The 11,991-nt window shown below is 41.6% G+C and carries 13 protein-coding genes; 1 reads left to right on the forward strand and 12 read right to left on the reverse strand.

The features are described from left to right. Positions 1-49: 49 nt before the first annotated feature. Together CVD28_RS04975 and CVD28_RS04980 are read right to left on the reverse strand one after the other, a co-directional pair. Positions 50-1,039 (reverse strand): lipoate--protein ligase, encoded by a 990-nt coding sequence (locus CVD28_RS04975; RefSeq protein ID WP_101591280.1) that lies wholly within the window; start codon positions 1,037-1,039, stop codon positions 50-52. A gap of 17 nt (positions 1,040-1,056) precedes the next feature. Then, a complete protein-coding gene (locus CVD28_RS04980) occupies positions 1,057-1,791 on the reverse strand; it encodes an MBL fold metallo-hydrolase (protein ID WP_101591290.1) in 735 nt (244 codons plus the stop codon). 217 nt (positions 1,792-2,008) lie between these two features. Between CVD28_RS04980 and yhfH the strand changes: the two genes are divergently transcribed. Continuing rightward, positions 2,009-2,140: a protein YhfH gene (yhfH, locus tag CVD28_RS04985; protein WP_101591281.1), complete on the forward strand. Its 132-nt coding sequence runs from the start codon at positions 2,009-2,011 to the stop codon at positions 2,138-2,140. A gap of 364 nt (positions 2,141-2,504) precedes the next feature. Here yhfH and CVD28_RS04990 read toward each other — a convergent pair whose 3' ends face one another. From CVD28_RS04990 to hemE, 10 genes are all read right to left on the reverse strand, one after another. Then, on the reverse strand, positions 2,505-4,703 hold the full coding sequence (locus tag CVD28_RS04990; RefSeq protein WP_101591282.1) for a YhgE/Pip family protein: 2,199 nt from the start codon (positions 4,701-4,703) through the stop codon (positions 2,505-2,507). 72 nt (positions 4,704-4,775) lie between these two features. After that, complete coding sequence (locus CVD28_RS04995) at positions 4,776-5,351, reverse strand: TetR/AcrR family transcriptional regulator (protein ID WP_101591283.1); 576 nt, start codon at positions 5,349-5,351, stop codon at positions 4,776-4,778. A gap of 200 nt (positions 5,352-5,551) precedes the next feature. Then, positions 5,552-5,689, reverse strand: a complete 138-nt coding sequence (locus tag CVD28_RS27890) for a hypothetical protein (RefSeq protein ID WP_180953953.1) — start codon at positions 5,687-5,689, stop codon at positions 5,552-5,554. Between the two features lie 252 nt (positions 5,690-5,941). Continuing rightward, complete coding sequence (locus CVD28_RS05000; RefSeq protein WP_101591284.1) at positions 5,942-6,241, reverse strand: hypothetical protein; 300 nt, start codon at positions 6,239-6,241, stop codon at positions 5,942-5,944. A 181-nt stretch (positions 6,242-6,422) separates the two neighbouring features. Beyond that, a complete protein-coding gene (locus CVD28_RS05005; protein ID WP_101591285.1) occupies positions 6,423-7,958 on the reverse strand; it encodes a solute symporter family protein in 1,536 nt (511 codons plus the stop codon). Positions 7,959-7,972: 14 nt separating this feature from the next. Next, positions 7,973-8,314, reverse strand: a complete 342-nt coding sequence (locus tag CVD28_RS05010; protein ID WP_101591286.1) for a DUF485 domain-containing protein — start codon at positions 8,312-8,314, stop codon at positions 7,973-7,975. Positions 8,315-8,563: 249 nt separating this feature from the next. Beyond that, on the reverse strand, positions 8,564-8,914 hold the full coding sequence (hemG, locus tag CVD28_RS29180; protein WP_374702502.1) for a protoporphyrinogen oxidase: 351 nt from the start codon (positions 8,912-8,914) through the stop codon (positions 8,564-8,566). Positions 8,915-9,431: 517 nt separating this feature from the next. Beyond that, positions 9,432-9,524 (reverse strand): NAD(P)-binding protein, encoded by a 93-nt coding sequence (locus CVD28_RS29185; protein ID WP_374702503.1) that lies wholly within the window; start codon positions 9,522-9,524, stop codon positions 9,432-9,434. Between the two features lie 52 nt (positions 9,525-9,576). Further along, positions 9,577-10,506, reverse strand: coding sequence for a ferrochelatase (gene hemH, locus CVD28_RS05025; RefSeq protein WP_101591287.1), 930 nt, complete (start codon positions 10,504-10,506; stop codon positions 9,577-9,579). 87 nt (positions 10,507-10,593) lie between these two features. Next, positions 10,594-11,637: a uroporphyrinogen decarboxylase gene (gene hemE, locus CVD28_RS05030; protein WP_101591288.1), complete on the reverse strand. Its 1,044-nt coding sequence runs from the start codon at positions 11,635-11,637 to the stop codon at positions 10,594-10,596. Positions 11,638-11,991 lie beyond the last annotated feature (354 nt).

Consider the following 11,991-nt stretch of genomic DNA (forward strand, 5'->3'; position numbering starts at 1 on the left):
AAGGGCAAATGATGCGGGATCACTTACATTAATGTTTGATACAAGCTCATTAATAGATTAAGTCAATTAAATCCTCTCTTGATACATTTCCAAAATAATGTTTGATATCAATGTCCTGAAGCTGTTTTTCAATTTCATTCCGCTCATATTTACTGCCGATCAGCTTTGACTCGATTTCTTCTACGTCTCCAACACCAAAGAAATCTCCATATATCTTACAGTTTTCAATAACACCCTTTGAGACATCGAGCCGTATATCGATGGATCCTATCGGGAAACGGCGGGAGTTTTGCAGATTGAATTTTGGAGACCTTCCATAATTCCAATCCCAATTCTGATAGCGCTCCATTGAAAGCTTGTGAATTTTTTCCCAGTCCCCGTCTGTAAGGACATATTCCGGAATTCCATCAGAGGCTTCAAATATATTCCTCAAAAGCAATTTCCGAAATTCCTCCATTGTTATAGGCTCTTTCATAAACTCGGAAATATTGGCTACCCTGCTTCTAATCGATTTTATACCCTTGGATTCAATCTTATCCTTTTTGACCTTTAGGGCAGACACTACGTTATCCAGCTCTGAATTGAGCATAAGTGTGCCGTGGCTGAACATTCGTCCTTTTGTAGAAAACTGAGCATTTCCTGAAATTTTTCTCCCTTCAGCGAGAATGTCATTTCTGCCGCTTAGCTCAGCGTTCACTCCCAATTTTTTTAATGCTTCCGTAACAGGTTCAGTGAATTTTTGGAAGTTGTGAAAGCTGTTTCCATCATCCTTCGTAATAAAACTGAAATTCAGATTCCCGAGGTCATGGTAAACCGCTCCTCCCCCGGAAAGCCGCCGTACGACCTTTATACCGTTTTGCTCAACGTACTCTGTATTTATTTCTTCAATAGTATTTTGGTTTTTCCCAATGATAATAGAAGGTTCATTTATGTAAAACAATAAATAAGTTTCATTGATATCCAGGTATTTTAACGCGTATTCTTCTATGGCCAGATTGATGCGCGGATCTGTGATCCCTCTATTATCGATAAATAGCATATCAAATTCCTCCAAGTTTATAACTGAAATTCCATATCGCTTTTGGCGATAGCTATTTCACGTTTAAATATTTCCGCAGCTTCTTTTTTCAGCTGAGACAAGTCGCCAAAATGGGGCAGGTGTGTCAGCATAAGCAGCATCGCATCTGCCTGGTGTGCAACCCGTCCGGCATCCCGGCTAGTCATATGGCCTGCACCTGAACCATCCATATGCCCATAAAAGTTGCTTTCGCAAAGCAAAAGATTTGCATCAGAAGCAAATTCGGATAATTCATCCATATAGGCTGTATCTCCTGTATAAACGATGGTTTTCCCGCCCGATTCTATCCGCATGGCAAAGCATGGAGCAGGATGGATAGTTTTCATAAAAGTGAACGTAAAAGGTCCTATTGTAACAGGCTTGTCCTCTGTATATTCAATTCCCGTGGTGATATCTTTATAGGTTAATTTTTCAAACTCCGCAAAATCGAGTGTGTGCCCGTAGATAGGCAAGGTTTTTTTCTCATTGCCAAGAAAGCTTCCTATAAGCAGTGCATGCTGAAGGACCCCAATGTCCGCTACATGATCAGGGTGGTAATGAGACAGAACAACAGCATCCAGATCTTCAGGCTTTAAATGGTTTTGAAGCCTAGAGAGCACACCGCTGCCACAGTCGATCAGCAGTTTAAAATTATCGCATTCCAACAGGTAGCCAGAGCTGGCTTCATTCTTTGCCGGATAACCGCCCCAGCATCCTATTACCGTTAATTTCATCCAATCACTCCTATTAATAATCCTTTTCTTGGTCAAGATTCCAACCGTAAGCCTCGCATTTCTTTCAATATAAACCATTATGCCCATTTTTTCATCTTTTTGAAATTTGTTATAAAACATGATTGACATTTTTAAACTGTTATAATACACTACTAGTAACATAAAAAAAACAAACTGTTTCAACTTTTCTGAAAATATCAATTGGAGGTTGATGATCATGATCCAAAGCAGCATTGAATTCTTTAAAAACCTACCGGCCAAGCAATGCAGTGAATGCGGCGAAAAAATTGAGGAACAGCACGAATGCTATGGCAACAAGTGCGACAAATGCAACCATATTTCCAACTAATCTCTTACGGGTAAAACATCTGCTTAACACCTTGAGAGCAGATGCTTCCATATTATGTTCTGGTTAAATACTTTGCCGAAACATAACTCCCTCTACCATTGCTATATGCAAAAACCAGCTGCCAAAATGGCAACTGGTTCTTTTTTTGTTTGGCTATGCTAGCTGCAGCGCCCAGCCCCGACGCACAGGCCTCAAGTGTTGTAATGAAGTGCCGTTCAACCTTGGGAATAAGCCAATCGCTTCGGAAGGTAAAAAGCGCCGAGGAGGCTCCCGAACCGCCCGCGGAAAGTGAGCGCCTGTAGCGGAAATCAACAGCCAAGCCTTTTTGTTACAAAACGTTTGTTTATCTGTTATATTACACAATTTATTCAGCTGAAAAAGCTGAATAGCTTCTTTTATATTTAAAGCTGAAGTAACCAATTGTTCCAGCAATAAATACGGCTGCAAACCCAAACAGTATATATGCATTTTCCCACATAAACGCAAAGTTTCCGCTTGAAATGACTTCCTTAAAGCCCTGAACGGAATAAGTCATTGGAAGAAATGAATTGAACGCCTGCAATGGAACTGGAATTAGCTCCAGCGGGAAGGTTCCAGCACTTGTGGTAAGCTGCAGTATTAAGATAATAATCGCAATGAACCTTCCAGGGTCCCCTAATGACGTTACCAGGAATTGTATGAGCGTAATAAATACCAGGCTGGTTATAATCGCAAAAAGCATGAACAAAGGCACATTTTGCACTTTTATCCTAAGCATCCCTAATAGAATGGCCGACGCAATTAGCGCCTGGATAATTCCCGCTCCTGCCAATACGCCAAACTTGCCAAAAAACCAGCTGAGTGCATTCTTCGGAGCTGCTGCTGGTTCTCTTAGCGGATAAACAATGGAGAGTAATAATGCTCCCACAAATAACCCTAATGACAGGAAGTACGGTGCAATGCCGGTTCCGTAGTTAGGCACATGATTGATTACATCCTTCTCGACAGCAACCGGTGATGCCATCATATTAAAGGTTTCATCATCTGCTTTCACTCCCGAAGCTTCATCCTTCGCAGCAGAAAGCTTTTCCTTAAACTCCTTTGATCCTTCTGCAAGCTTTGAAGTTCCACTGGATATTTTAGATGATCCCTCTGCCAGCTGGCCTGTGCCATCTGCAAGTGCAGCTGACCCATCTTCCAGTTGTGTTAATCCACTTGAAAGATTTTCTGCTCCGCCAGCCAGCTTGCCAGCGCCTTCCTTTGCTTCACTTAGCTTTGAATTAAACTGTGAAATTCCCGCTGTCAGTTCTGTTTGGCCGGCTTGAAGCTGTTGGCTGCCATATTGCAGCTTTGCTCCTGCTTCGCTTAATTTCTCCAAACCCTGCTGCAGCTTTAATTGGCCATTATTTAACTCACCCAGCTTTCCTGCCAGCTGTCCAGCTCCTGCTGAAAGCTGCCCTGCTGATAGGGAGAGCTTTGATGTCGCCCCAGCAACTTCACCGCTTCCTGCGCTTATCTTTCCAAGTGCCGTTTTTAACTCTGCTTGCTTTTCAGGTGGAAGAGATGCAAGCAATGGTTCAAGCCCAGTCTTTAGTTCTGCCACTCCGGACTGCAATTGTGAAGCCCCAGCTGCTGTATTGGCCGCTCCCTCATTAAATGACTTTAAATTTTCGCTAAGCTTCTCTGCCCCTTGCTGTATCTGGTCAGTCCCATTGACTAATTGGGAGCTCGCCGCGTTAGCAGCCTCTGAACCCTGATGTACCTTTGTTATCCCAGCAGCAATCTCTCCAGTGCCAGACTCTGCCTTCCTGGCTCCATCCATTAGCTTTTGATGGCCTTCCAATAGTTTCCCAAGACCTTCAGCTAGCTCCTTCGTCCCGCTTGTCAGCTCAGTAGATCCATTTTGAACCTTGCCAGTGCCGCTTCGGAATTCAAGTTGTTTTTCCGCAAGCAATGTAAGTTTTTCTTGCAGCTTTTTTGCCCCGGAATTCACATCCCCGATTCCGGAATTTAATTTCTCTGCACTTTCACTTGCAGTCGCAAACCCATCGGTCATATCCGAAATATTATCAAACATAGTTTCAGCATACGTTTCGGTTACCTTCTCAGATAATGAAGCCTTAATCCTAGCTATTGCTGTTTCGCCGATTTGAGCTGATAAAAAGTTATAACTCTCATTTGGCACATATTTTAATTTAAGTTTTTCCGGGTGTTCTTTCAAAAGGGTAGTTGCGTTCTTTGAAAATGATTCAGGAATTTCAACTAAAAGATAGTACTCCTGATCTTTCAGCTTTTTATACCCTTCCTCTTTTTTAACAAAGTGAAAATCGAATTCATCGCTTTCCTTTAACTTTTTCACAAAATCTCTGCCAAGCTCAATAGTCTTCCCTTCCATTTCTGCACCTTGATCCCCATTTACAATGGCAACAGGCAAATGGTCCAGCTGTTCATATGGATCCCAGAAAGCCCACAATAGCATCCCGCTATATAAAATAGGAATAAAAAGGACAGCCAAAATCGGAATGAGCAGTTTCCGGTTCGTTAGGATTGCCTTTATTTCCTTAATCAGCAATTTATTGCTCATAATTACCCCTCCTGGTTAATTGACCATTTTATTCAAATGGTCATTTTATCGCAAAAAATTAAGGACCATCTCCTAAAAATTCGACAATCCTTTAAAAAGATAAAGCTGAAATAATTCCGCAATTTCTTTTTTGTTTAATGGCTTATGGTTTTTCTCCCAATCAAAGATTAAAGCAATATAAATTTTAAGCATAATAAAAGCTGTGAGCTCGGGATCACATTTCTGAATTTCTCCCTTGGCAATTGCAATCTCGACTTTTTCTTTTATATAGCTTACAATTTCAGCCTCAACCCTGCTTACCATTTCTAAAACAGCAGGTGTTCCAATTTCTTTTTCTTCTTGTAAAAGTTTTATTGTAAACTGGTGCTCCAGCCTGTATTTTAAAAGGCGATACAGGGCCCGATGGACGTTCTCGTAAAAGGAAAGAGTCCCATCAATCGATTCCTCAGCTTCCAGTTTCATCTCTAAAATCAAATTTTGGACTATTTCACTAAAGAGTTCCTCTTTATTTGTGAAAAACGTATAAATTGTTCCCTTACCGACATTGGCTATTTTTGCGACCTGCTCCATTGTTGTAGCTTTATAACCAAATTGGGAAAATGACTTTGCAGCTGCGTCCAGTATCAGTTTTTTTCGATTGACAGCCATTCGCTCACCTCTTAAATGACCATTTGAATAAATCGGTCAGAAAGTTCAATGACATCATACCAAATTGTCTATTAAGTTGCAAATCATTTTTGTGTGTTTTTATTTTAGCTCCGGGGGACTTTCAAGCAAGAGGAGGTGTTTTGTAACGCATTTTTCATCAGACCAATCGTCATTTAGATCTTTCTATTTTTGATATAAAGCTATTGCTTCATAAAAGCCAAAATGACAAATGCTACAAAACCAAAAAAACAAATATTCATCAAAAAGCTGACTGCAATATCTCTAACGCTTACGATTCCATATTGTTTGGCTACCCTTTGCCGTGCTTTTCGATTCATAATTTTCCATCCTTTACTAATTCTTGTAATTCTATCATACTATAATGTATTTTTTCTGAATAGATAGAAAAATAAGCTGTATTAAAAACTCCAATTTAGCCATTTATACAAACCTTTGCCATTTTGCAATGGAACAACAAAAACCGTTAATATACACGCGATTCAAAAAGTTAGCTGAATGTTTTGTTTGAGTTTGGCAGCCAACCAAGATATCAGGTAACTAAAAAAGGGTGCCAGTGACGGCCCCCTAATCTAGTGCAGACTTTGTTCTGAATCAGTTATTGGAGTTCCAGTAGACGTATGCTGGTTTACCCACTGAAGGGCAGTATCAACAATCAGTGGTGCGTTAGGAATTTTCCCTCTATGCTGCTGAATCCAGTTCATACAGAATAAAGGGTCAATGTTCTCATCATCGCATTTTGATAAAAAGGACCTCACATTGTTCTCGTTACAGTCTTCCCATGATACACATGTTACACGCCAAATGCTCTCCATCTTCTCCTGTACAGCAAAATCAGGATTGGGGTTATCTAATCGGTTTTGATCTGCCATATACATCCCTCCTAATAATGTCTTAATACACATTAGACATTATATCCAAAGGATCAATCTTTCATTTTAGACTACTGTGAATAAGGAATTTTTTTGAATAAAGCAATACATCTATTAGGAAAGAAAATAAAACCCCCAGCAATTTTCTCGCTGAGGGTAATATATATTTTCATCGCAGCTCTTACAAGCTTTTAATGCCTGTGTTTGCCTTGACCAGAATTTCATCAAATTTCTTGGCATCTGCTTTCTTGCTTGATACCATTGTACCGACCACAGCGGCGATAAATCCTAGCGGGATAGAAACAATTCCTGGATTGCTAAGTGAGAACAGCGGCTCACCAACCAATATCGCAACTCCTGCTTCAGGTGACCAAACGTTTGGTGATAACGCTACAAGAATAAGAGAACTGAAAAGTCCAACGACCATACCAGTTACTGCCCCAGTTGTATTAAATCGCTTCCAAAAAATAGTCAATAAAATAATCGGTAAGTTTGCACTGGCTGCTACTGCAAATGCCAAGGCAACTAAGAATGCTACGTTCATCTTTTGAGCGAATAGTGCAAGGATAATAGATAAAACGGAAACCCCGATAGAAGCCCATCTCGCTGCCACCACCTGCTCCTTATCAGTAGCTTTCCCCTTACGGAGGATGTGACTGTAAAAATCATGGGCAAACGCTGATGCTGCAGATAGCACCAGTCCGGCCACTACTGCCAGGATTGTTGCAAATGCCACTGCTGAGATAAAGGCAAATAAGAAGTCTCCTCCAAGGGCTTTTGCAAGCAGTGGAGCAGCCATATTACCTGCGGCGTTTGCTGCAACGATTTCATCATATCCTACAAAAGCAGCCGCGCCGAAACCCAGGAAGATTGTAAATACATAGAAAATACCAATGATCCACGTTGCGTATACGACCGATTTGCGTGCCGTAATCGCATCTTTTACTGTAAAAAAGCGAATTAATATGTGCGGAAGTCCTGCTGTACCAAGCACAAGGGCAAGGTTCAGCGAAATTGTGTCCAGCGGGTTTTTAAATTTATTACCCGGATTTAAGAAGTTTTCACCTAGTGGAGTTGCTGTTTGCATTTGTCTGAACATTTCAGCTACGCTAAAATCAAATTTTGCAAACACAATGATGGAGATGATAAATGTCCCGCCCATTAGTAACAGGGCTTTAACAATTTGGACCCATGAAGTAGCCATCATGCCGCCAAATACAACATACACAGTCATAAGAATACCAACGATAAGTACGGAATAAACATAATCTATGCCAAGTAAAAGCTTTATAAGTGCCCCAGCGCCGACCAATTGCGCAATCATGTAGAAAATAGAAATAGCGATTGTATTCATCGCCGCTACTCCTCTTACCTTCTTCTCATCAAAGCGCGCGGCAATCATGTCAGCCATTGTATATTTGCCAAGGTTCCTAAGCGGTTCGGCAACCACATAAAGCACTACCAAGTAAGCAACAAGGAAACCAATACTGTAGAAGAAGCCATCGAAACCTGAAAGCGCTACCATTCCAGCGATCCCTAAAAACGACGCTGCGGACATATAGTCTCCTGCAATGGCCAACCCATTCTGCCAGCCAGTCAAGCTTCCATCAGCGGTATAAAAGTCGCTCGATGTTTTTGTCTTTTTTGATGCCATATATGTTATTACCAATGTTAATGCAACAATGATTAAAAATAATGAAAATGCCAATCCATTCATTCCAGTGTCCCCCTTTATTTACCTGCTTCAGCGCTTATTTTTTCTACGAGTTCATCAAACTTGGCCGCTCTTCGTGAATAAAGCATGCAAAGGGCCCAAGTCATGATAAATTGCGCTCCAGCAAAAATCCATGCCCAGGAAATTGCTCCTATTGCGGGATTATTCAGCACAGAAGTATAAGAAGTCAGGACTGGCAAGGTAAAATAGAAAACCATAAAGAAGATTGACATAGGTAAGATAAAATTGCGTTTCTGGCGCATAAGTTCCTTAAATGAAGCAGATGCCACAACACGTGAATAGTCCCCTGATACTGTTTCCTGGCGTTTTTGCGCCAGTGAATTTTGATTATTCCCCATCATAATCCCCCATTCATTTTTTTTACTTCTGCCCTCCTTATGAATTTGTTCTTGTACAAAATTCATTATAATACAATTCAGAATAAATTGTAAATTCTGTTCTATAACAAAACCTTACTTTTTCCATATTCGTTACAAAATAAGGAATTTTTTTACTGCATTATTTTCTTGCCCAAAGGAAGCGGATGGATAATAAAAACAAAAAAACCGCCCGTTAATGGACAGTTTCTGTTTGTATCTTACTTGAGCTTAAGTATGCAGCACCTTTTCAACTGCTGCTTCGCCTTGATCGATGCAATCCGGCACTCCGAGGCCCTCATATAAACTTCCTGCCGGGAAAACCCCCGGACGCTGTTCCTCGACTGCAGATTTTATTGTTTCAATCCTATGTTTATGACCTACCGTAAATTGCGGAATGGAGTTCTTCCAGCGGGTAACAATAGAAAAATCCGGATGCTCGGCAATATCCATCGTTTTATTTAAATCATTCATTACGATTTTTATTATTGCTTCATCTGATAATTCAACAACTGCCTCGTCTCCTGCCCGACCGAAGTAGCAGCGCAACAGCACTTTTCCGTCAGGGTTGAGTGTGGCCATTTTTTAGGGGTCCAAGTACAGGCTGTAATTGAATAATCACTGTTTTCGGGATACAACAAACCCTGTCCGTTTATATCCTTTTTAATTACTGATTGATCAAAGGCAAGCGCCACAGTTGCAACGCTTGTCGATGGCATTTCTTTTAAAGGCTCAAAAAAGGCATAGCGTGAAAACATCGATTGTGCTGCATGATGAGGCACTGTTGGCAATATTACAGATGCATACCTAATCTCATCCGTATTTAAGCTGATTCTGTACTGAGAACCTTCCTTGAGGACATCCTCAACCCTTACTTCCTTCCAGAACGTGGGTCAAGCTTTGATTCTATTGCATCCACAAGAGATTCAGGGCCTGATGTAAAGATTAGAAATGCACCTTTAGATGACTTGTTAACGGAAGGATCCGGCTTCTTTTTTGTTGCTGTTTTTTTCATACCAAGGACCAGACTTCTATACTTTCGCTCTGCCTGATAGTATTGCCGTTTGAATTTTCCCGTCTAAACGGGCAGATGCCTCAATCAATACGGTTTCAAATGGAAGATTCTCTTCTTTATCCGCTGTTGCAGATAGTAGGCTGCTGTCAGACCGGTTATGCCTCCCCCGATAATCACAATCTTCTGTTTGACGGTTTCATCGCCTTCTTCTTATCGTTATCATCCGATGTTATGACAGTTTCTTTAAAATAACCTCAGCCAGTGCGTCGATGAATTCAGGATTTGTATTCGGCATTTCCGGACGGTAGTAAGCAGCTCCGATTTCGTTAGTAACAACTTTGCATTCGTAGTCATTATCATAAAGTACTTCCAAATGATCCGCGACAAACCCAGCCGGAACGTATACAAACGCTTTATAGCCTTTTTCCCGGTAGAGGTCTCTTGTCAGGTCCTGGACATCAGGGCCAAGCCAAGGTTCCGGAGTATTGCCTGCGCTTTGCCAGCCTACCGCATACTCGGTTATCCCTGCACCTTCTGCAATCATCAGGGCCGTTTCCTGAAGCTGGTCCGGATATGGATCGCCTAATTGCAGTATTTTTTCCGGCAAACTGTGGGCTGAAACAATAAGAACAGCCTGACTGCGTTCTTCATCCGTCATTTTTGCAAAAACTTCCTTTACACGGTGAACCCAGTAGCTGATGAATTTTGGCTCGTCATACCAGCTTTCAACAGATGTAAGTGACATTCCGCCAGTTTTTTCAATCTGTGCCTGAGCCCGACCATTATATGACTTTACGCTGAAGGTAGAAAAGTGCGGTGCAAGCACGAGGCTGACAGCTTCCGTTATGCCATCACGCTTCATTTCATCCACTGCATCTTCCACAAATGGCTCTATATGCTTAAGACCCAGGTATGACTTAAATTCAATCTCATCCTGAATTTCATTAAGATGTTTTTCAAGTGCGTTTGCCTGCTCTTGTGTAATTTTTGCAAGCGGTGATATACCACCAATAGCTTCATAACGATTCTTAAGATCTTCAAGCATTTCAGGAGAAGGTGTCCGTCCATGTCTGATATGTGTATAGTAACGTTCGATATCTTCTTCTTTATAAGGAGTTCCATATGCCATTACGAGGATCCCCATCTTCTTTTTAGCCATTATAGCTGATACCCCATTTCAATTCGTCTACCCATTTATTTTGTATATTCCGGCTGCTTTTATCAATAATTCTGCTTATGGGCATGCTTACTTAAGCTGGCTTTTAGAATATTCATGAATAAAATCTGTCAAGCGTTTAAGCGTTTCGGGTTTAACCTGCGGGAACACTCCATGTCCAAGATTGAAGATGTAACCTGGGGTTTCTATGCCTTGATCCAGGATTGCTTTGGCCCTCTCTTCAATAACATTCCAAGGAGATAACAGGATCGCAGGATCTAGATTGCCTTGAACGGTTTTTGTAATGCCCATTGCCCTTGCTTCCCTGATTGGCAGCCTCCAGTCCAATCCAACTACATCAAGTGGAAGGTCATGCCATTCTTTCGCCAAGTGGCTTGCACCAACGCCAAACATGATCAATGGAACGTTTTCTTCCCGCAATGCGGAGAAAATCCGGGTCATGACTGGCTTGATAAACGTACGGTAATCCTCAACATTCAATGCACCAACCCAGGAGTCGAAGATTTGGATGGCTTTTGCACCAGCTTTGATTTGGGATTTCACATATGTAATGGTTGTTTCGCTGAGCTTGTCCATCAATGCGAACCATGCCTTTGGTTCAGAATACATGAAAGCTTTCGTTTTATTGTAATTTCTTGAAGGGCCTCCTTCGATCATATACGACGCAAGTGTAAATGGCGCGCCTGCAAATCCGATCAGCGGAACACTTAATTGTTCAGTAGTCAGCAGCTTAATAGTTTCCAGCACGTAGGGAACATCGTCTTCAGGAGAAATTTCACCAAGCTTTTCAACGTCGCTCAGGGAAGTGATTGGATTTGAGATAACAGGGCCAATTCCGGACTTAATTTCAACATCAACACCGATTGCAGGCAGCGGAGTCATAATGTCTTTATAAAGAATAGCTGCATCCACTCCATATTGTTCAACCGGCAGCCTTGTAACATAAGCGCATAGCTCAGGCTGATGGGTAATTTCAAACAGCGAATACTTTTCTTTGATCGCTCTGTATTCAGGCTGTGAGCGGCCTGCCTGGCGCATATACCAAACGGGCACATAATCCGTCTTTTCCCCTCTTGCAGCTTTTAAAAATGTTTCATTTATTTTCTTAGACATAAAAATCCACCTTTCATGCAAATAAACCGTTCTTAATATTTTTTTATACCCTTACTAGAATATCACGGGCAACTAAATTTACAAATGTAATATTCAAGAAAAGCGTAAGCGCCCTGTAAGAGGAAGGAAGGCGCTTTTTGCCTTCCGAAGTGATTGGCTTATGACCTCGAAGGGCTGGGCGCTGGAGCCGGACATCATAGAAAAGCGCAAGCGCCCTGGTTAGCCCTGACAAGCATAAGACAAGCGCTGACAGAAGGCGCTTTTTGCCTTCCGAAGTGATTGGCTTATGACCAAGGTTGTAACGGCACTTGGTTACAACACTCGAGGGGCTGGGCGCTGCAGCTAGACATCAAC

This window comes from Bacillus sp. M6-12 (assembly GCF_002860285.1).
Taxonomy (GTDB): Bacteria; Bacillota; Bacilli; order Bacillales; family DSM-1321; genus Peribacillus.